General features: G+C 30.3%; 25 protein-coding genes. 2 read left to right on the top strand and 23 right to left on the bottom strand.

What is annotated here, in order from left to right:
* The first annotated feature begins 475 nt into the window (after positions 1-475).
* Positions 476-667: a hypothetical protein gene (locus ACRC03_RS01220; RefSeq protein WP_438650724.1), complete on the top strand. Its 192-nt coding sequence runs from the start codon at positions 476-478 to the stop codon at positions 665-667.
* 59 nt (positions 668-726) lie between these two features.
* Here the strand turns inward: ACRC03_RS01220 and ACRC03_RS01215 are convergent, their stop codons facing one another.
* The gene (locus ACRC03_RS01215; RefSeq protein ID WP_438650723.1) at positions 727-876 is read right to left on the bottom strand and encodes a hypothetical protein; all 150 of its coding nucleotides are present in this window, start codon (positions 874-876) and stop codon (positions 727-729) included.
* A 92-nt stretch (positions 877-968) separates the two neighbouring features.
* Complete coding sequence (locus ACRC03_RS01210) at positions 969-2120, bottom strand: S41 family peptidase (protein WP_438650722.1); 1152 nt, start codon at positions 2118-2120, stop codon at positions 969-971.
* Between the two features lie 165 nt (positions 2121-2285).
* Between ACRC03_RS01210 and ACRC03_RS01205 the strand changes: the two genes are divergently transcribed.
* Positions 2286-2858, top strand: a complete 573-nt coding sequence (locus tag ACRC03_RS01205; RefSeq protein ID WP_438650721.1) for a 5-formyltetrahydrofolate cyclo-ligase — start codon at positions 2286-2288, stop codon at positions 2856-2858.
* A gap of 97 nt (positions 2859-2955) precedes the next feature.
* On the opposite strand, the gene ACRC03_RS01200 is transcribed toward ACRC03_RS01205, so the two are convergent.
* From ACRC03_RS01200 to upp, 21 genes are all read right to left on the bottom strand, one after another.
* Positions 2956-5382 carry a Lon protease family protein gene (locus tag ACRC03_RS01200; RefSeq protein ID WP_438650720.1) on the bottom strand — a complete coding sequence of 809 codons (2427 nt, stop codon included), beginning with the start codon at positions 5380-5382 and terminating at the stop codon, positions 2956-2958.
* 136 nt (positions 5383-5518) lie between these two features.
* Positions 5519-5944, bottom strand: a complete 426-nt coding sequence (locus tag ACRC03_RS01195) for a hypothetical protein (protein WP_438650719.1) — start codon at positions 5942-5944, stop codon at positions 5519-5521.
* Positions 5945-6179: 235 nt separating this feature from the next.
* The gene (locus ACRC03_RS01190) at positions 6180-7115 is read right to left on the bottom strand and encodes a transketolase family protein (RefSeq protein ID WP_438650718.1); all 936 of its coding nucleotides are present in this window, start codon (positions 7113-7115) and stop codon (positions 6180-6182) included.
* Entirely contained in the window at positions 7108-7935 is an 828-nt protein-coding gene (locus tag ACRC03_RS01185; protein ID WP_438650717.1) for a transketolase, read from the bottom strand. The genes ACRC03_RS01190 and ACRC03_RS01185 overlap by 8 nt, the downstream gene beginning before the upstream one ends.
* Positions 7936-8155: 220 nt before the next feature.
* A complete protein-coding gene (locus ACRC03_RS01180) occupies positions 8156-8518 on the bottom strand; it encodes a type II toxin-antitoxin system PemK/MazF family toxin (protein ID WP_438650716.1) in 363 nt (120 codons plus the stop codon).
* A complete protein-coding gene (locus tag ACRC03_RS01175; RefSeq protein WP_438650715.1) occupies positions 8508-8792 on the bottom strand; it encodes an antitoxin in 285 nt (94 codons plus the stop codon). Before ACRC03_RS01175 ends, ACRC03_RS01180 begins: the two co-directional genes overlap by 11 nt.
* Positions 8793-8816: 24 nt before the next feature.
* On the bottom strand, positions 8817-9983 hold the full coding sequence (gene alr, locus ACRC03_RS01170; RefSeq protein ID WP_438650714.1) for an alanine racemase: 1167 nt from the start codon (positions 9981-9983) through the stop codon (positions 8817-8819).
* Positions 9984-10001: 18 nt separating this feature from the next.
* Entirely contained in the window at positions 10002-10592 is a 591-nt protein-coding gene (gene gerS / locus ACRC03_RS01165) for a germination lipoprotein GerS (RefSeq protein WP_438650713.1), read from the bottom strand.
* Positions 10593-10612: 20 nt separating this feature from the next.
* Positions 10613-11074 (bottom strand): CBS domain-containing protein, encoded by a 462-nt coding sequence (locus ACRC03_RS01160; RefSeq protein ID WP_438650712.1) that lies wholly within the window; start codon positions 11072-11074, stop codon positions 10613-10615.
* Between the two features lie 4 nt (positions 11075-11078).
* Positions 11079-11459, bottom strand: a complete 381-nt coding sequence (gene acpS, locus ACRC03_RS01155) for a holo-ACP synthase (RefSeq protein WP_438650711.1) — start codon at positions 11457-11459, stop codon at positions 11079-11081.
* A gap of 133 nt (positions 11460-11592) precedes the next feature.
* Complete coding sequence (gene atpC / locus ACRC03_RS01150) at positions 11593-11853, bottom strand: ATP synthase F1 subunit epsilon (RefSeq protein ID WP_438650710.1); 261 nt, start codon at positions 11851-11853, stop codon at positions 11593-11595.
* 2 nt (positions 11854-11855) lie between these two features.
* The gene (gene atpD / locus ACRC03_RS01145; RefSeq protein ID WP_438650709.1) at positions 11856-13250 is read right to left on the bottom strand and encodes a F0F1 ATP synthase subunit beta; all 1395 of its coding nucleotides are present in this window, start codon (positions 13248-13250) and stop codon (positions 11856-11858) included.
* 16 nt (positions 13251-13266) lie between these two features.
* A complete protein-coding gene (gene atpG / locus ACRC03_RS01140) occupies positions 13267-14130 on the bottom strand; it encodes an ATP synthase F1 subunit gamma (protein WP_438650708.1) in 864 nt (287 codons plus the stop codon).
* 27 nt (positions 14131-14157) lie between these two features.
* The gene (atpA, locus tag ACRC03_RS01135; RefSeq protein WP_438650707.1) at positions 14158-15660 is read right to left on the bottom strand and encodes a F0F1 ATP synthase subunit alpha; all 1503 of its coding nucleotides are present in this window, start codon (positions 15658-15660) and stop codon (positions 14158-14160) included.
* 15 nt (positions 15661-15675) lie between these two features.
* Complete coding sequence (locus ACRC03_RS01130) at positions 15676-16218, bottom strand: F0F1 ATP synthase subunit delta (RefSeq protein WP_438650706.1); 543 nt, start codon at positions 16216-16218, stop codon at positions 15676-15678.
* A complete protein-coding gene (gene atpF, locus ACRC03_RS01125) occupies positions 16215-16715 on the bottom strand; it encodes a F0F1 ATP synthase subunit B (protein WP_438650705.1) in 501 nt (166 codons plus the stop codon). Before atpF ends, ACRC03_RS01130 begins: the two co-directional genes overlap by 4 nt.
* 104 nt (positions 16716-16819) lie before the next feature.
* Positions 16820-17065, bottom strand: coding sequence for an ATP synthase F0 subunit C (gene atpE / locus ACRC03_RS01120; protein ID WP_438650726.1), 246 nt, complete (start codon positions 17063-17065; stop codon positions 16820-16822).
* Between the two features lie 50 nt (positions 17066-17115).
* Positions 17116-17820 (bottom strand): F0F1 ATP synthase subunit A, encoded by a 705-nt coding sequence (gene atpB, locus ACRC03_RS01115; RefSeq protein ID WP_438650704.1) that lies wholly within the window; start codon positions 17818-17820, stop codon positions 17116-17118.
* A 2-nt stretch (positions 17821-17822) separates the two neighbouring features.
* Positions 17823-18212 (bottom strand): ATP synthase subunit I, encoded by a 390-nt coding sequence (locus ACRC03_RS01110; RefSeq protein WP_438650703.1) that lies wholly within the window; start codon positions 18210-18212, stop codon positions 17823-17825.
* Between the two features lie 4 nt (positions 18213-18216).
* Positions 18217-18423: an AtpZ/AtpI family protein gene (locus ACRC03_RS01105; RefSeq protein ID WP_438650702.1), complete on the bottom strand. Its 207-nt coding sequence runs from the start codon at positions 18421-18423 to the stop codon at positions 18217-18219.
* Positions 18424-18937: 514 nt separating this feature from the next.
* Positions 18938-19567: a uracil phosphoribosyltransferase gene (gene upp, locus ACRC03_RS01100; RefSeq protein WP_438650701.1), complete on the bottom strand. Its 630-nt coding sequence runs from the start codon at positions 19565-19567 to the stop codon at positions 18938-18940.
* Positions 19568-19572: the final 5 nt, after the last annotated feature.

The following is a 19572-nucleotide window of genomic DNA, read 5'->3' as shown; positions in this document are numbered from 1 at the left end:
AAATATAATTTAAAAAGTTGTCCATCGCTCAGCTAATCATTATCTGAATATCTGGCTTGGTTTGTTTGTGTTTTAATTCTGTTAAGAATTATGTTTGTTTCTATAAATTAACCTACTGTTTAATTTTCAAAGTTCATATCGTTGCTATCTTGCAACTTCTTTAGTCTAACAAAGCAATTTCACTTTGTCAACAACTTTTTTCTTCAAGTTGTTTTTACTTTTCTTAAGTACAAGTAATAATATATCATCTTTATTTTATTTAGTCAATACTTTTTTATATCTTTTTATTTTTATTTTAAATAATAAAAATTCTATTTAATAATATAATGTATTTTATAGTTAATGAACCATACAATTAAGCTACCTTCTTATTTAAGGTAGCGAATTTGTTTTGCCTTAACTTTATCATTTGAATAGTATATATAAATTTTGTAACAATATATAATAATTCTATTTTCTATAAGGAGATGATTCTATGACTAATTTTAGCACTCTAAAAGGTTTGTATGAAGATGGATATAGATGCATTTATTACGACCAAGTTAATAACAGCCATACTATTTACCTTAAAAATTTCGACAGCGAAGATTCTCAAGTAGTCGAATTAGATGACGAAAATGAATTTTCTCAATTCCAAGCTTATATTGACGATTTGAAAATGTCATAATTAAATATCTTATTACAAATTTAAAGGTATAACGACAAAATAAGGAGTGTTACCACTCCTTATTTTGTCGTTATTATTCTCTTTATTAGTTGCAAAAGCTCTTTTCTATTTGTATCTGATTTCGTTTTTTTCTCTCTATATTCCTCAAAGTTGATAATTTTCGCCATAGATTTTTCCATAAAATCACTTCCTAATAAAAAATCATTCATTTTCTAGCATTATTATCTTATTTTATTATAATTCTATATGATTTATATTTTTCCTTTTATTTAATTTTTCATTTTTTCTCAATATTTTCTTCTTATTTCATTTTTTCTTTAATCCAATTAACAGCCGCATCAAGCTGCTTTTCTGTGTCTTTTTCTTCGATTGTAGGCTTTATACCTTTTTTATTTATATAATCACCACTAGGAGTAAAATATTGAGCTACCGTTAATTTATAACCAGTTCCATCTTTTAATTCTTTTACACTTTGTACTAATCCTTTGCCAAATGTAGTTGTTCCTATAGATATACCGGCTTTATTATCTATAATAGCACCTGTAAGTATTTCTGAAGCAGATGCACTTCCTTCATTAGTCAATATTGCTATAGGTAATCCTAATTTTTTTTCGTTAGATTTTAAGTATTCTGTGTTTCCTTTATTGTCCTTAGTATAAACAATAGTACCTTCTCCTATTAATTCATCTGCTATATCTTTGCATACGTCCAATAACCCTCCAGGATTATCCCTTACATCTAATATTAGACCTTTTATGTTTTTCTCCTTTAATCCATCTAAAGTAGTTTTAAATTCTTTATATGTATGTTCACTAAAGGAAGTAATTTTTATGTACCCTACATCATCTTTTAACACTTCACTTTTTACTGTTTTTGAAACTATTTCTTCTCTTTTTACTGTTTTGTCAAATATTTCAGTTTCTCTTTTTATAGTTAGAGTTACTTCTGTTCCTTCTTTTCCTTTTATCATCCCTATAGCTTTATCTGAATCTTTAGCTGAAACAGTTTTTCCATCTACTTTTAATATTTTGTCTCCTGACTTTATTCCACTTTTTTCTGCTGGCGAACCTTCTATAGGTGCAATTATTGTTATATGATCATCCTCTGATGTAGGACTTATATACACTCCTATACCTACAAATGAACCACTAGTTTGTTCCATTAATCTCTGAAACTCTTCTTTTGTATAATACTGCGAATACGGATCATCTAGTCCAGAAAACATTCCTTTTATAGCTCCATCAACCAATTTATCATCTGATGGTTTTTTATAAAATTCTTCTTTTACAGCCCCTTCTAAACCTACCATTTTATTATACTTTTTATAACTTTCATACATATCCTTAGATATTACTACTCTATTACCTATAGTAATTGAAAATGTAGAAGTAAATAAAGCTGTTACTATTACTAATACTACTCCATACATAATAGCCTTCTTTTTAGATATCATAAGTTGCATCTCCTTTTTATAATCTACTTTATATTATATGACTAGCTATTCTTTTTATTACTCTTTCCCTATTATGTTGCCTTAAGTTGTTTAAATGTACTAAACTTTATATTAGATATATATTATATCCACATTATACCATATTAAAAAGGGGGGGGAGATTATATGAAAAAAGAATTTAGAAAAAATGTTATCGCTGATAGAAAAAAACAACCTCATGAATTTATTGCTAAAAATTCTTCTATAATCACAGAAAAGTTATTATCTATGGATTGTGTAAAAAATGCAAAAATTATTATGCTTTATTTAGATTTTAATAATGAAGTTCAAACAACTGAGCTTGTTAATAAGCTTTTATGCCTTAACAAAGTAGTTGCAACACCTGTAACTATAATGGATAAAAGAGAATTAGTTCCTTGTCAAATTACAGACTTAAAAGAAGGTATAAAAATAGGAGCATACGGAATAAGAGAACCTAAAGAAGATTGTTCTCCTAGAGTAAATATAGAAGATATTGATCTTGTTATTGTTCCAGCTGTTGCATATGATGAGGATTGCTATAGACTTGGATATGGCGGTGGATTCTATGATAGATTCCTTAACAGACTAAGAGATGATTCCTTAACAGTGGGAATAGCTTTCGATTTACAAATATTTGATACTGTTCCAAAAGAATCTCATGACGCTCAACTCGATTACATAATTACCGAGTCTAGAGTTTTAACTCCATCTAGATAATTATTATTTTAAAAACATAAGCAAAAGTATTCTTGATTAATAAATTCAAGAACACTTTTGCTTTTAATTATTTTATGTCTATATCTTTTTTATCATTTTATTTTGACTCTTCATTTTGTTTTGAGTTTTCTTTTTTACTTTCATCTTCATCTTTATCTTCTTTATCAAATTTTCTATACATCTCTAATTTATCTTTTACAATACAATCTATTTCTTTCATAGTTTTTCCCATTAAAATTTCTAGACCTTCTTCAATATTTGATATTGCATATATATTAAACTTTCCTTCTTTTACAGCTTCTATAACTTCATCTTTTAATAATAGATTTTTTACATTTTGTATCGGCATTAAAACTCCTTGATTGCCTGTAAATCCTTTTATTTTGCATACATCAAAGAATCCTTCTATCTTTTGATTAATCCCTCCTATTGGCTGAATTTCTCCTTTTTGACTTACTGATCCAGTTACCGCAATATATTGCTTTATAGATATGTCCGCTATGCTAGATATAATAGCGTATAATTCTGTACTAGATGCGCTATCTCCATCTACTCCACTATAATTTTGTTCAAAAGTTATAGATGTAGTTATAGATAGAGGTTTTTCTTTGCCGTATCTTGCTCCTAAGTATCCACTTAATATCAACACTCCCTTGTCGTGTATACTTCCACTTTGTTTTATTTCTCTTTCTATATTTATTACTCCACTTCTACCCTTGTAAGTAGATGCAGTTATTTTAGAAGGTTTACCAAAAGAGTATTCTCCCGTTCCCATTACTGCCAGACCATTTATTTGACCTGTTTTTTCCCCTTCTATATCTATAAGTAATGTTCCATCCTTAAACATCTCATTTAATTTTTCTTCGTATTTATTACTTCTATATATTTTTTGGTCTATAGCATTTTGAACATCTTCTTTTGTTACATATCGATTCTCATCATTACTAAGAGCATCCGACTCATATATAATTTCTACTACCTTATTAAATCTAGCTGTCAGCTTATCTTGATGGTCGCTCATTCTTGTACTATACTCTATTATTTTTTCTACTGCTAGTTTATCAAAATGTTTTAATTTTTCCTCATTGCACTTATTAGATATCAATTGAACTGTTTTATATACATTATCTTTAGTTTTATCAATTTCTATATCAAAGTCCGCCATTATTTTAAATAAATTTCTAAAATCCTCTTCATGAGCATATAAAAGACTATATAAATATCCATCACCTACTAGTATTACTTTTATATCTAAATCTATAGGGTCTGGTTTTAGGGTTGATGTAACTAAGTATCCATACTGTTTATTTAACGACTCTATGGATATCATTCCCGTTTTCAAAGTTCTCTTTAAGCAGTCCCAGGCATATGGGTTTATTAATAAATCTTTTACATTTATTATTAAATAACCTCCATTAGCCTTGTGAAATGAACCAGGTTTTATTTCCATAAAACTAGTAGTCATTGCTCCTATTTCATTTTTATATTCAATACATCCAGTGAGGTTATAATATGTAGGGTTATTTTCCATAATTATTTTACACTCATCACATTCACTGTTATCTATAAATAAATTAACCTTATATCTATTGAAAAACCTCTCGTCATTCTTTGGAGACATAATTCCTAGCATCATCATTGGATTTTGTTTGTTATCGTCTTCTTCTATTTTAAATTTAGATATATGATTTACTATATCATTGCACAAATCATTTATATACTTTTGAGTTTTTTCATCTTGCCCATACTTACTTATAAGATATTGTCCGTAAAATCCAACTAAGCTTCTACCTACATTCTTGTCTAATTCTCCATTTTTAACCTTATAATTTTCTTCACACAACTTTATCTTATCTATATAATCTTTGCTATCTTGATTTAATTTTAATCCATCTTCTCTTAGTTTTTTTATTTCTATTGCTGTAAGGCCTCCTAATTCTTCTTCCTTCATTATTGTCCCATCTTCTTTCATAGGAACACTCATTAAACCTCTTTCAGTAACTTGAAATTTGAATTTTCTTGGTTTAGAAAACTCATTTAATTCTTCTATTATTTTTTGTACATTATCTTCTAGTTCGCTCACCAATAATCTGTTGTGGTATTCATATTCTTTTGAGTTAAATATTTTAGGTATTTCAAATTTAAGTTTTTCAATAATATCTTCTACATCCTTTTTGAATACTTTTCCAACACCAACCTTAAAACACAATGCTATAGGTTCATTAGCATTTTTGAAATTATTCACATATATCCAATCTTTCAGGTTATAACTCTTCTTTGCATGTTTTTTTATTAGTGTATAAGTATAACTAGTCCTACCAGTACCACTAACTCCAGCTACATATATGTTATATCCTTTTTGTTTCATTTTGAGCCCAAATTCAATTGACTGCACCGCTCTATTTTGACCAATTATTTCTTTTATTGGAATTATATCTTCAGTACTATTAAACTCTATGTCATTTAATGAATGTTTACACTTTAAATTGCCTATGTCTACCTTGTATTTATCTATATTCAACATTAATTCACCTCTAGGTATTATTTTGAGTTTTATTTTTCCCTATTTGATGGTAAATAATTAATAATTATAGATAATTTATAAATATTAATAAAATAATAGTGCCAATATGATATTTTATCATACTGGCACTATTATTTTATTTTCCCTCTGTAGAAGTACTCAACTCTATTCTATCTGGTAAATTAGTAAGATTTGTTTCAACTACTATGTACGGATAAGATTTTTCCTTATCTTTATATATAACTTTAACTCTCATCACATCCTTGTCTTCTTGTTTTAGCAAGTCTATTTTATCCATTTCGATTCCATAATTATTAGTTCCCCTTGTTACTATTACATAAACTTTCCCATCCAACTTAGCCGCTAATGCTCTTTCTTCACTCGTGTATTTGTCCATCATATCTAAAATTTTCGTAGGCACTGATTCTCTTTGTACAATTGTGTAATCTACAGGTTTATTTTTTTCCATAAACATATTCGGTAGTAAAACAAACCCTCCTATTATTAGAGCTATGAATATCACACCATACATTACCCCTTTAATATTAAATTTTATCTTCATTTCATCACCTCCATATACATTAAATATATGAAAGTAATACAAACCTTAGAAGAACATTTAAACTAAAAATTCACTTCGCTTGAGCGACCTGTCGGCGAAACACTTCATATCGCCAACAGCTCTGCGCGTTACTTAAATATGGCAACTTTTTCACATTTTTTGAGGTAATATAATTTCTTCAAGCGTAAAAAAGGATATAATCTAGAACTCTAGACTATATCCTTTTTTACGCTTATTATTTCTTTTTTATAGTTTCTTTTACTGCTATAACTATATCATCAGCTGTTAAACCGTATTTTTTTAATAGTTCTGCAGGTGTTCCAGATTCCCCAAATGTATCTTTAACTCCTACTTTTTTAACAATAACTGGACATTCCTCTGTAACAACTTCACTTACAGCAGAACCTAATCCACCTATTATGCTGTGCTCTTCAGCAGTTATTATTGCACCAGTTTCCTTAGCTGCATTTATTATTAACTCTTTATCAATTGGCTTTATAGTAGACATATTGACAACTCTAACATTTAATCCTTCTGCTTTTAATGTCTCACAAGCTACTACCGCTTCATTTACCATTATTCCACAAGCTATTATAGTAGCATCATTTCCTTCTCTGACTACTACACCTTTTCCTATTTCAAACTTGTAATTTTCATCAAATAGCGTAGGCACTGCACTTCTTCCTAAACGAACATACATTGGTCCATAAACTCTTGCAGCTTCAAATATCATTTGTTCCGCCTCTACACCATCTGCAGGAACTAAAATAGTCATATTAGGTACTGCTCTCATTATAGCAATATCTTCTATACTTTCATGAGAAGCCCCATCTTCACCTACTGTAAGACCAGCATGTGTTGCACATACCTTTACGTTTAATTTTGGGTATGCTACTGAGTTTCTTATTATTTCAAATGCTCTTCCTGTTGCAAACATAGCAAAACTACTTGCAAAAGGTATTTTCCCTGCTGTTGCAAAACCACAAGCTGCACCTATTAAGTTTTGTTCTGCTATACCCATATTGAAGAATCTTTGTGGGAATGCTTTATAAAAATCATTTGTTTTAGTAGATTTTGATAAATCTGCATCTAAAACAACCACTTTATCATTAACTTGTCCTAATTTAACTAATGCTTTTCCGTATGCTTCTCTAGTTGCTATATTACTCATTATCAGCACCCCCTAATTCTAATAAAGCTTTTTCTAAGTCACTATCACTCGGAGCTGTACCATGCCATCCTGCTTCATTTTCCATAAACGATATACCTTTACCTTTTACAGTTTTAGCAACTATCATTGTAGGTTTTTCTACTATTTCTCTAGCCATATCTAAAGCTGCAAATATTTGGTCAAAATCATGTCCATCTATTTCAATTACATTCCATCCAAAAGCTTTGAATTTATCTACTATCGGACCTATGTTCATTACTTTTTCTGTAGCTCCATCTATTTGGAGACCGTTGTAATCTAAGAATGCAACCATATTGTCAAGCTTGTAGTGTGCTGCACTCATAGCAGCTTCCCAAACTATACCTTCTTGAACTTCCCCATCTCCAAGTACAGTATATACTCTCCAAGGAGCATTATCTAATTTAGATGCCATTGCCATTCCACAAGCAACAGAAAAACCTTGTCCTAAAGATCCAGTCGACATTTCTACTCCTGGAGTACCCTTCATATCAGGATGTCCTTGTAGCATACTTCCTATCTTTCTTAACTTTTTTAACTCTTCCTTATCAAAATAACCTTTTTCAGCTAATGCTGCATATAAAACTGGTGCTGCATGGCCTTTTGATAAAACAAATCTATCTCTATCTTCCATTTTACAATTATTAGGGTCAATGTTCATTTCATCAAAATATAAAGCTGTAACTATTTCTACTGCCGATAGCGATCCTCCTGGATGACCAGATTTAGAGCCATGTATCATAGATACTATATCTTTTCTTATAGTACGTGTAATCTCATTTAATCCTTTATGGTCTCTCATGTAATTACCTCCTGTATTTGTAAAGTAAAAATTACTCATATATAGTGTATTTTTATTCCAATCCTCATATTATTATATCACTTTTATTTACATTTTTACCTTCTTTTTTAAATAAAACACATAATATATGTTTTTATGATGTATGATTATTTTTCATTTATGTATAATATTATAATTTTTTCTAAAAAAAAATTATTGATATTACTCATATCAATAATTTTTACAATGTAAATAAGCCCAAACTTATCTGTAGGCTATTATCTACTTTTACCATTGTGTTCTTATCTAGACAACCAATTTTCTCTCTTAGCCTTTTCTTGTCTATCGTTCTTATCTGCTCTAAGAGAATAACCGAATCTTTATTAAGCCCATATTCATTAGCACTTATCTCTATATGAGTAGGTAACTTAGCTTTGTTAATTTGAGATGTTATCGCTGATACTATGACAGTCGGACTGTACTTGTTTCCTATATCATTTTGTATAATTAAAACTGGTCTAACTCCACCTTGTTCTGATCCTACGACAGGGCTTAAATCGGCATAGTATAAGTCTCCTCGCTTTATATCCAAGTTAATACTCACCTTGAGCGATATTTCCTTCCACACTATCTTGGGAAGATACCTCATTTGTCATACCTAATTCAGCTAATGACAGGTTAATTTGACCCATTTCTTTATAACCCTTAATCATAGATTCTTTAACATCTATTTTCTTTTTTTGAGTTATATAGAATTGAAGGGCAGCTTTTGCAAAGTCTTCTCTATTGCTATTCTCCATCTGTACAATATAATCAACTTCAGATATTAGAGAATCAGGCAAAGTAAATACAATTTTTTCCTTACTTTTATTGTGCACAAAATCGCCTCCCGGGGTATACTATCATTTCCATTTTACCAAATAACTATCTACTTGTAAAATTGCATCTTTTTCCATATAAACACGGTCAACTCTTCTTGATACCATACATAAAACTTCGTAGTTTATAGTATTTAAATCTGTAGCTATATTTTGCACATTATTTTCAACATCTCCAAATATTATAACCTCATCACCAATTTTTATGTTTATTTCCTTATCTATTTTTACCATACACTGATCCATGCATATTCTTCCTACTACATCAAATAGCTGACCTTTTATATATACCTTAGGATTTTTCTGCATTCTTGTGAAACCATCCGCATATCCAATAGGTAATGTGACTATTTTTTCAATATGCTCTGCTTCGTATTTCAGTCCATAACTTATACCAGTGTGAGGGGTAACGTCTTTGATATGTGCTATTCTTGTTTTTAGAGTCATCGCCGGTTTTAATATAAGGTTTTCTTTTATAACATCCTCTGATGGATAATGACCATATAGTACTATACCACATCTAACCATATCAAATTTCAAGTCTGCTAAGTCCATTGTAGCCGCACTGTTTGATACGTGTTTTATAGGTATATTTATTCCTATGGATTCTAAGCTTTCTACCATATATTTAAATCTTTTAGCTTGAATATAAGTAAAGTTTTTATCCTTTTCATCTGCTGTTGCAAAATGAGTATAGATACCTTCTACTTCTACAAATTCTAGTTTACAAATTTGTACAATGTCTTTGATAGCAAGCTCATCAGCCATAAATCCTATTCTAGCCATTCCTGTGTCTATCTTAATATGAACCAAAGTTTTCTGTTTTATACACTTACCTATATTATCAATTTTTTGAGCCATTTCAAGTGAATAAACAGTAAGAATTATATTGTTCTTGATAGCTATTTCTAAGGATTCCTCAGGGACATAACCTAAACATAGTATTGGAAGCTTTATATCATTTTGTCTAAGCTCTATTGCTTCTTCTAATCTAGCAACTGCTAGATAATCTACTTTTTCATTTTCTAATATCTCTGCAACTTTAACTGCACCATGTCCATATGCATTAGCTTTTATTACTCCACAAATTTTAGTATCTTCTTTTAATAATTTTTTTATATTATTTAAATTAAACTTTATGTTATCTAGATTTATCTCCGCCCACGTAGGAGCTGTTATTTTAGTTTCCATAGTCTTTAGTATTCCCCCTTATTTTTTCCACTGAAAATCTTTGTAGGTTACTACAAACTTAATATTTTCTTTATTATCTAGTATCTCCATAATTTCAGGAGTTTTAGTGTCACAGTTAACGTATAATACTTGTTTATTAAAGTATTCGTTATCTCCCGGTATGTACGTTTCTAAAACTAATTTATTATCAGACAAACTTATACTTACTTCTTCATTTTGAAGGTAGTTTTTTATAAAATCCCCAATAAACATATACTGTTCGTTTTTACCAACGTTAGGTAACTCTAGTACATCATTAATATTAGGGTTTTTGACTAATATTTTATCACCTTTATATTCTATAGTTTTTCCTTTTAAGTGCTTTGGTGATATAACTTCTAATTTATAATTATCTGGCTTATTATAACTATGAATAAATACATAATTATGTTCACTCTTATTTCCTACAGCCTTTATCTCTGCTATACAACTATATGAGGACATTGTAGAAATTTTCTTTTGAAAATCACTATAAACTTTTTCTTTTGTGGACTGTTTCTTTTCGCATCCTATAAAAACCCCAAGGATTACTATAATCATAATCGAAATAATTGCCCACTTACTTTTCACAAAAATCCTCCTATTAATTTTTATTCATCATACATAGCTCGTATAATATCATACCTGCATATTATTCCTTTTAATTGGTTGTTTTCATCTACAACAGGTACTCTATTTATAGATTTTTTTATCATTATATTTGCTATATCATCAAATTTGTCATCTTCATTAACCTTAATTATGTCTTTAGACATTAAATCTTCAACCTTATATGCAGCTATTTTTTTTAGGTCATCTTCCATCTTTTTTACATCATCTAAAAATATTATACTTTCTAAAAAATTTATAACTCTAGGTGTGTCTACATATTTTTCTTTCTTCATAATATCAGTTTCTGATATTATACCTATTACCTTATTTTCTTCATCTACTACAGGCAATCCTCCTATTTTTTCTTTAATTAACAATTTAGCTACATTTGCTATATTCTCTCCTTTATGAGCCACTATTACTTCTGTGGTCATTATATCTTTAGCTGTTTTGTTCTTCATATTATCACTCCTTAACTATAGCTATAGCATTAGCTACAGCATATTCTTTGCAATGGGATATACTTACTTTTATATCTATAACATTATAATCTATGCAAATCTGTGTTAAATTATTATATGTTTTTACAATGGGTTTACCTATTTCATTTCTTAATATTTCTATATCTTTAAAGTTAAAATTTCTAATTCCAGTTCCTATAGATTTACTTATTGCTTCCTTAGCTGCAAAGTTACCAGCTATAGTTTCATGCTTTAATCCTCTTTTATTAAAGTAGGCTATTTCATTTTCTGTAAACATTTTATCTAAAAACCTAGGATTTGTTTCTATAGCTTCTTTAATCCTATTTATTTCAATAATGTCTACTCCAATATCTAGTATATTCATAATATCCTCCAAAAAGTGCTTATACTACTATTGTATTACTATTGACTATTTATATTCAACAGCAGAATATATTTTTAATAAAAACAAAAAAAAGGACTAGATATTAACCTAGTCCTTTTTTATAAACTTTACATTATAACCATTTTGCAGATTCAGTAACTATAACAATTTTTTCCTTCTCTACATTCATAAATCCTCCAGAGATTTCAGCTTCTCTGAATTTTCCATCCTTTTTTATACGTAAAGTTCCTGTTGCAATTCCTGTTACTAAAGGTCTATGATTTTTAAGTATACCTCTATCACCTTCAGTAGTTCTAACTATTATCATCTCAGCATTTTCCTTATAGAAGGTATTATCTGGAGTAACAATTTCAACCGCAAATTCGCTAGCCATTATTATCTACTCTCCTTAGCTTTTTCCACTGCCTCTTCTATACTTCCTACGAATAAGAATGCTGATTCAGGTAAGCTATCATGCTTTCCTTCTAATATTTCTTTGAAACTTCTTACAGTTTCCTTTAATGGTACATATTTACCTGGGAACCCTGTAAACTGCTCTGCAACGTGGAAAGGTTGAGATAAGAATCTTTGTATCTTTCTAGCACGAGCAACTATTATTTTATCTTCATCAGATAATTCATCCATACCAAGTATAGCTATTATATCTTGAAGTTCATTGTATCTTTGTAAGATAATTTGAACTCCTCTAGCTATTTCATAGTGTTCTTTACCAACTATTGATGGATCAAGAACTCTTGAAGTTGACTCTAATGGGTCAACTGCAGGGAATATACCTAGAGATGCTATTTGTCTAGATAAAACTGTCTTAGCATCTAAGTGAGAGAATGTTGTAGCTGGTGCTGGGTCAGTTAAGTCATCAGCAGGTACATATACAGCCTGAACAGATGTTATTGATCCGTTCTTAGTTGATGTTATTCTCTCTTGTAGTTTACCCATTTCTGTAGCAAGTGTTGGTTGGTATCCAACTGCTGATGGTGTACGTCCAAGTAACGCAGAAACCTCAGAACCTGCTTGAGTAAATCTAAATATATTATCTATGAATAATAAAACGTCTTGATTTTCTTTATCTCTAAAGTGTTCTGCCATTGTAAGTCCTGATAACGCAACTCTCATTCTCGCTCCAGGCGGCTCATTCATTTGTCCAAATACTAGTGCAGTTTTCTTTATAACTCCAGACTCAGTCATTTCTTCATAAAGGTCATTACCTTCTCTTGTTCTTTCACCAACACCTGCGAATACTGATATTCCACCGTGTTGAGTAGCTATATTGTTTATAAGTTCTTGTATAAGAACTGTTTTACCAACACCTGCTCCTCCAAATAGACCTATCTTACCACCCTTTAAGTAAGGTGCTAATAAGTCAACTACTTTTATACCAGTTTCTAGTATTTCTGCAGTTGGCTGTATATCTTCAAAACTTGGAGCTGCTTTGTGTATAGGTGACATAGGCGCTTCTTTTAAAGCTCCTTTTCCATCAACTGCCTCTCCTAGTACATTGAATATTCTTCCTAACGTTGCATTACCTACTGGAACACTTATAGGTGCTTCTGTATCTACAACTTCCATTCCTCTTACAAGTCCGTCTGTCGAACTCATTGATATACATCTAACAGTGTCATCGCCAACGTGTTGAGCAACTTCCGCCACTATTTCTTGATCTCCATGCTTTATCACTAATGCATTTAATAGATTAGGTAAGCTTTTTTCACTATTAAACTTAACGTCTAATACTGGCCCTATAACCTGAACAATTTTACCTATATTTGCCATGGCCTAACCTCCTTAATTATTTAGCTGATGCTGCAGCTCCTCCAACTATTTCAGATATCTCTTGAGTAACTGCTGCCTGTCTCGCTCTATTGTAACTTAATTCTAGTTTTGCTATCATATCATTAGCATTGTCTGTAGCTGATTCCATCGCAGTTCTTCTTGCAGCTTGTTCAGATGCATAAGATTCTGCTACTGCTCCATGTATAATACCTGAAACATACTTTGGTAATATATATCCTAATACTTCATCCGGTGATGGTAAGTACTCCACTGCAGCTTTTGCTTGTTTAATTTCTTCAGTTTTATTTTTATCAATCGTTAAAGGTAATAACTTAACTACTTTTGGTTCTTGATTTAACGCAGATATAAATTGTGTATAAACAAGATGTACCTCATCAACTTTTCCTTTTTTAAAAGCCTCCATAGCAGTTTGTGCTATTCTGCTTGCATCTTCATAGACAGCATACTCTACACTAGGTATAGAATCTATTATTTCATAATTCCTCTTAGTAAAATATTCTTTAGCTTTTTTACCTACAGGTATTACTTTTCCTGTTCCTAAAGTATTGCTTCTAAGTACAGTTTTTAGAATATTAGAGTTATAACCTCCTGCTAGTCCTCTGTCTCCAGCTATTACTATATAACATACATTCTTAACTTCTCTTTTTTTAAGAAAAATATTCTTACTATTCCCCGTATTTTCAGCTATCTTTTGTACAGTACTGTACAACGTGTTAAAGTAAGGTCTTGTACTTTGAGCTCTTTCCTTAGCCCTTCTAAATTTAGAAGATGATACTAATTCCATAGCTTTAGTAATTTGTCTAGTACTCTCAACACTCTTAATACGAGTTTTAATTTCCTTCATTCCAGCTCCTGCCAATTGGGTTACCTCCTTTTGTAAAAAGGATTACGCTTCTATAACAAATTTTTTCTTAAATTCATTTATAGCGTTAGTTAATTCTTGAATGAAGTCTCCACCTTCAAGAATTTTCTTTCCTATTTCTGGATAATTCATATTAACGAATTCATATAATTCATTTTCAAATTTTAATATATTATTAACTGGTATATCTGCTAATAAATCATTTGCAACTGCATGTATTATCATAACTTGATTTTGTACAGCTAATGGTTGTTGTTCACCTTGCTTTAATACTTCAACTATTCTTTCACCTTGAGCAAGCCTCTTTTTTGTATCTTCATCTAAATCAGATCCAAACTGAGCGAATGCTGCAAGTTCTTTGTATTGAGAGTAAAGAAGCTTTAATGGTCCAGCAACTTTTTTCATTGATTTTATTTGAGCAGCTCCACCAACTCTTGATACCGATATACCAGGGTCAACTGCTGGTCTTATACCTGCATAGAATAATTCAGGCGTTAAGTATATCTGTCCATCAGTTATAGATATAACATTTGTTGGTATATATGCTGAAACGTCTCCAGCTTGAGTTTCAATTATAGGTAATGCAGTAATAGATCCTGCTCCTAATTTATCCGATAACTTAGCTGCTCTTTCTAATAATCTTGAGTGTAAGTAGAATACATCCCCAGGATAAGCTTCACGTCCTGGTGGTCTCTTAAGTAATAATGACATCTCTCTATATGCAACAGCATGCTTAGTTAAATCATCATACACTATAAGAACGTGTTTTCCTTCAAACATGAATTCTTCACCCATTGAAACCCCAGCATATGGTGCTAAGAATTGAAGTGGTGCAGATTCAGAAGCTGTAGCAGATACTACTATTGTGTAGTCCATTGCTCCATGTTTTTCAAACGTATTAACTAATTGTGCTACTGTAGAACGTTTTTGCCCTATAGCAACATATATACATATAACATCCTTACCTTTTTGGTTAAGTATAGTATCTATACATATAGATGTTTTACCTGTTTGTCTATCACCTATTATAAGCTCTCTTTGCCCTTTTCCTATTGGAATCATTGCATCTATAGCTTTTATACCTGTTTCAAGTGGTTGATGAACAGATTTTCTAGCCATTATGCCTGTAGCTTTAGACTCAACTGGTCTTTTCTTATCTGTATTTATAGGCCCTTTTCCATCTATTGGTTGACCTAATGAGTTTACAACTCTTCCTAATAAGGCATCTCCAACAGGAACAGAAACTACGTTTCCAGTTCTCTTAACTATATCGCCTTCTCTTATACCTTGATCATCACCAAGCATAACTGCCCCAACCATATCTTCTTCAAGGTTAAGGACCATTCCGTATACTTTACCAGGAAATTCTAAAAGTTCTCCGGCCATAGCATTTTCTAATCCATAAACACTCGCTATACCATCTCCAACTTTTAAAACACTGCCTGTGTCAGTCAATTCAACTTTGTTTTCATAATTTTTTATTTGTTCTTTTATTATAGTACTGATTTCTTCAGGTCTTAATTTCATGGATTCACCGCCATTCTAAGATATTACTTGCGATAGTTGTTCTTTCATACCCGCTAAGCGAGTTTTAACAGTCCCATCTATCTCTTCATTTCCAAGTCTAACTAGAATTCCTCCTAATATAGACTCATCAACTTTATTTTCTAAAGTAACATTTTTATTGTATTTACTTGAAAGTTTAGCTTCAAGTTGCTTTAATTCTTCTAAACTCATAGTCACCGCTGTTATTGCGATTCCTTCTATGATATTATTTTTTTCATTTAATAATACTTTGTAATATTTTGATACTGCCTCTAAAGCAGACATTCTATCTTTATCTATCATTATCTTTAAGAAACTATTTAAGTTAACACTTAATTGGTTTCCAAAAACTTTTTCTACTAAATTCTTCTTTTCTCCCTTTGCTACAAGTGGAGATTTTAAAACATTATTGAAATCTACATTAGATTTCAATATATCTACTACTTCATTTAATTCTTCATATAACTTAGTAGTAGAAGCTGTTTCTTCTCCTATTTGAAATAGGGCTTCAGCATATCTTCCTGCTACTATACTTATCATTTAGCTTCGCCTACCTCTTTTATAAAGTTATTTATTAACTCTTCGTGTTTAGACTTATCTATATCTTTCTCAATAACCTTAGATGCAGCTAACAATGCTATGTCTGATATATCATTTTTGATTTCATTCATAACTTTCTGTTTCTCTTGTTCTACATCTTTGCTAGCTTTTTCTTTTAAGCTTTGAGCTTCTTCTTTTGCAGTAGATATTATTTCAGATTCTTTTTTCTCTGCTCTTAAAGTAGCTTGTTTGATTATTTCTTGCCCTTCATTCTTAGCAGAAGTTATTTTTTCTTCGTATTCTTTTTTTATAGATAAACCTTCAGATTTAGCCTGTTCTCCTTGAGCTAAATTTTGATCTATATCTTTTTGTCTAGCTTCTATTACTCCCATAACAGGTTTAAATAAAAGTTTTTTTAGTATCCAGAATACTAAGAAAGTATTTATAAGCTGAAATACCAATTCGTATGTTATGCCTATAAGTGGCTTAAATTCCATTATTTATCCTCCTTTCTACTAATCGTAATCGCAATTCATAATTAGAAGATGATTATACCATCTTCTAATTATGATAACTAATTATAATCTTTTCCATAAATTTATTATATCCATGGGTTTGCGAATAAAAGGATTATTGCTATAACAAGTCCGTATATACCTGTAGACTCTGCAACTGCTGCTCCAAGTAACATTGTTTGAGTTATATCTCCTTTTGCTTCTGGTTGATTTCCAACTGCTTCTGCTGCTTTACCTGCTGCAAATCCTTGTCCTATACCTGCTCCTATACCTGTTATAACTGCAAGACCTGCTCCTATAGCTGAACCTGCTGCTACTATTGCTGTAGTCATATCCATAATTTTTTCCTCCTTGAATTTTTAATTATTTTTTAATTATATTTTTACTCTGCTGCATTTCCTACGAAAACCATCGTTAACATTATAAATATAAACGATTGTAGTAGTCCAGCAAATAAGTCAAAGTATAAATGTAATGGCACCGGTATTAATATTTGTCCTATCGGCACTGAACCTATAGCTGGTATAAATGATGATAAATACGCTAAAAAGTCATAGAACAACTTCATTATAACCGCACCACCTAATATATTACCAAATGGACGGAAACTTAACGAGATAGGTCTAGCTAACTCTCCTATAATATTAAGTGGTAATAAAAATGGAATAGGTTCCAATAATCCTTTGAAATATCCAAATCCATTAAATCTTACACCTGTAACATAAATCATAAAGAATGTTATAAGTGCCCATGCTAATGTTGTATCTAAGTCTGTGGTAGGAGATCTAAATCCTAATAACCCTATTAGATTCGAACATGCAAAGAACAAGAATAAGCTTCCTATGTATGGCGCTATATTTGGCATTCTTTTTACTGTTTTTTCACCCATAGTATCATTCACTAGCTTATAAAGACCACCTACTGCAAACTCTAAAAGTATTTGTACTTTGCTTGTAGGTGTTTTCTTTAAATTTCTTGTTAGTAAATAAGATATTATGGCTAAACCAGCTATTATAATCCAACTTACTATAACAGTTTCACTTATTTTAAAATCACCTAAAATAGCAATCCATCTTGCTTGACTCATACTTACGCCTCCTTTCTTTTTAGTTTGTCTATTAATAATTTTCTTGCTAATATAACAAACTTAGGGCTTACAAGTCCAATAGCAACTCCTAAAACACTTAAATGAGGTGCTTTAGCTGATACTAATAAAACTACACCTACAATAACCATTCTAAGTATATACCTACTTGCTGAATATATCTGAGCTTTATTTTGAGGCATAGTTACTACTTTTTCTATAGTTATAGCTAATAGCCTAAAGTTTAGTATTGCTATTATTGTTCCAAATATTAAGCCTAGAATCATTGGTTTATTAAAATTAGACGTAATTATAAATAGTATTAATATAACTACATCAAAAACAACAACACCTTTTTTCACGTTGTTTATTTCATTTTGTAATCTTATGTCCATTAAATCACTTCCTTTTCATATACACCTTTAAGGTTTTATAAACACCCATAAAACCCCCACCAATACCCAAAATCATAAATATTAAAATGAACATTGGAGATGTATTTAGTTTAGTGTCTAAAGCTTTCCCTACATAAGCAAGACCTAATATAGGTATTAACATCATCAAACCCAACTGACTTAATAACGATAGCGTATTGGCTATTTCCATATACATTTTTTTTTTACTCATAAATAGTATATCCTCACTATAGTAATATAATTAGTTAATAAGCTAATTATATTTATAATTTTATAAATATATATAGTCATAATTATAATCAAATGATTTTATTATAAAATATATCTTATCACTATTTCTAATTTTTTTAAATAACTTTTTTATTTTTTAATATTTTATTCAAGTTCATTCAATTTTATTCAAATTTTCAAGTTTTTTTTCATCTCAACTTCCAAACTTCTTGTCGTTATAAATCGTTTTCTACTTATTTATAAGCTTTTTAATATTTCATTCTATTTATGTAAGCTATTTATATCATGAAATATTTTTCTTATGAAAGTTTAATTCCTAACCTTATGTTTATGTGTACTATTTATATTATATACGTTATGAAATCATTTTTGTTAACTTGAAGTTAAAATCTCTTAGCTTTTTTAATATATTTATTTTTTTTTAAAAAAAAGAATCTATATAATGATTATATAGATTCTTTTTTAGGCAATATCTATTTTGTACCGAATAATCTGTCTCCCGCATCTCCTAGTCCAGGAACTATGTATCCATGATCATTTAATTTTTCATCTATCGAAGCTACATATATATCTACATCTGGATGATACTTTTGAACCTCTGCAATACCTTCTGGAGCTGCAACTAAGTTAACTAATTTTATACTATTTGCACCTCTTGCTTTCAATACATCTATAGCTGCTACAGCCGATCCTCCTGTTGCAAGCATTGGATCTACAACTATCATTTCTCTTTCTTCTATATCTTGAGGAAGTTTGCAGTAGTATTCTACCGGTTGTAATGTTTCAGGATCTCTATATAATCCTACATGTCCAACTTTAGCAGCTGGTATTAAGTTAACTAATCCATCTACCATTCCAAGTCCAGCTCTTAATATAGGTATTATTCCTAATTTTTTACCAGATAACACTTTAGATGTTGCCGTTACTACTGGTGTTTCTATTTCAACTTCTTCTAATGGTAAGTTTCTTGTTATTTCAAAGCCCATTAACATTGTTATTTCTGTTAAAAGTTCTCTGAAATCCTTTGATCCTGTGTTTTTATCTCTCATTAATGTTAACTTGTGTTGTATTAATGGATGGTCTGTCACTACTACTTTGCTCATTTTTT

It is taken from the genome of Romboutsia sp., from assembly GCF_051659545.1.
In the GTDB taxonomy this organism is placed as follows: Bacteria; Bacillota; Clostridia; order Peptostreptococcales; family Peptostreptococcaceae; genus JBOFOR01.
The sequence above is the reverse complement of the archived record's forward strand: the minus strand, read 5'-3'. Positions and strand labels throughout refer to the sequence as shown.

Coding starts and splice junctions, on each gene's coding strand:
- acpS (WP_438650711.1), bottom strand. CDS start 11,459: ATGAATATACTAGATATTGGAGTAGACATTATTGAAATAAATAGGATT.
- ACRC03_RS01105 (WP_438650702.1), bottom strand. CDS start 18,423: ATGGAAATAGCCAATACGCTATCGTTATTAAGTCAGTTGGGTTTGATG.
- atpB (WP_438650704.1), bottom strand. CDS start 17,820: ATGAGTCAAGCAAGATGGATTGCTATTTTAGGTGATTTTAAAATAAGT.
- atpC (WP_438650710.1), bottom strand. CDS start 11,853: ATGGCTAGCGAATTTGCGGTTGAAATTGTTACTCCAGATAATACCTTC.
- ACRC03_RS01160 (WP_438650712.1), bottom strand. CDS start 11,074: ATGAAGAACAAAACAGCTAAAGATATAATGACCACAGAAGTAATAGTG.
- ACRC03_RS01220 (WP_438650724.1), top strand. CDS start 476: ATGACTAATTTTAGCACTCTAAAAGGTTTGTATGAAGATGGATATAGA.
- atpD (WP_438650709.1), bottom strand. CDS start 13,250: ATGGCAAATATAGGTAAAATTGTTCAGGTTATAGGGCCAGTATTAGAC.
- ACRC03_RS01130 (WP_438650706.1), bottom strand. CDS start 16,218: ATGATAAGTATAGTAGCAGGAAGATATGCTGAAGCCCTATTTCAAATA.
- ACRC03_RS01205 (WP_438650721.1), top strand. CDS start 2,286: ATGAAAAAAGAATTTAGAAAAAATGTTATCGCTGATAGAAAAAAACAA.
- ACRC03_RS01215 (WP_438650723.1), bottom strand. CDS start 876: ATGAATGATTTTTTATTAGGAAGTGATTTTATGGAAAAATCTATGGCG.
- upp (WP_438650701.1), bottom strand. CDS start 19,567: ATGAGCAAAGTAGTAGTGACAGACCATCCATTAATACAACACAAGTTA.
- alr (WP_438650714.1), bottom strand. CDS start 9,983: ATGGAAACTAAAATAACAGCTCCTACGTGGGCGGAGATAAATCTAGAT.
- atpF (WP_438650705.1), bottom strand. CDS start 16,715: ATGGAATTTAAGCCACTTATAGGCATAACATACGAATTGGTATTTCAG.
- ACRC03_RS01190 (WP_438650718.1), bottom strand. CDS start 7,115: ATGAGTAATATAGCAACTAGAGAAGCATACGGAAAAGCATTAGTTAAA.
- ACRC03_RS01185 (WP_438650717.1), bottom strand. CDS start 7,935: ATGAGAGACCATAAAGGATTAAATGAGATTACACGTACTATAAGAAAA.
- ACRC03_RS01200 (WP_438650720.1), bottom strand. CDS start 5,382: ATGTTGAATATAGATAAATACAAGGTAGACATAGGCAATTTAAAGTGT.
- ACRC03_RS01210 (WP_438650722.1), bottom strand. CDS start 2,120: ATGATATCTAAAAAGAAGGCTATTATGTATGGAGTAGTATTAGTAATA.
- atpE (WP_438650726.1), bottom strand. CDS start 17,065: ATGACTACAGCAATAGTAGCAGCAGGTTCAGCTATAGGAGCAGGTCTT.
- ACRC03_RS01195 (WP_438650719.1), bottom strand. CDS start 5,944: ATGAAGATAAAATTTAATATTAAAGGGGTAATGTATGGTGTGATATTC.
- atpA (WP_438650707.1), bottom strand. CDS start 15,660: ATGAAATTAAGACCTGAAGAAATCAGTACTATAATAAAAGAACAAATA.
- ACRC03_RS01110 (WP_438650703.1), bottom strand. CDS start 18,212: ATGGACATAAGATTACAAAATGAAATAAACAACGTGAAAAAAGGTGTT.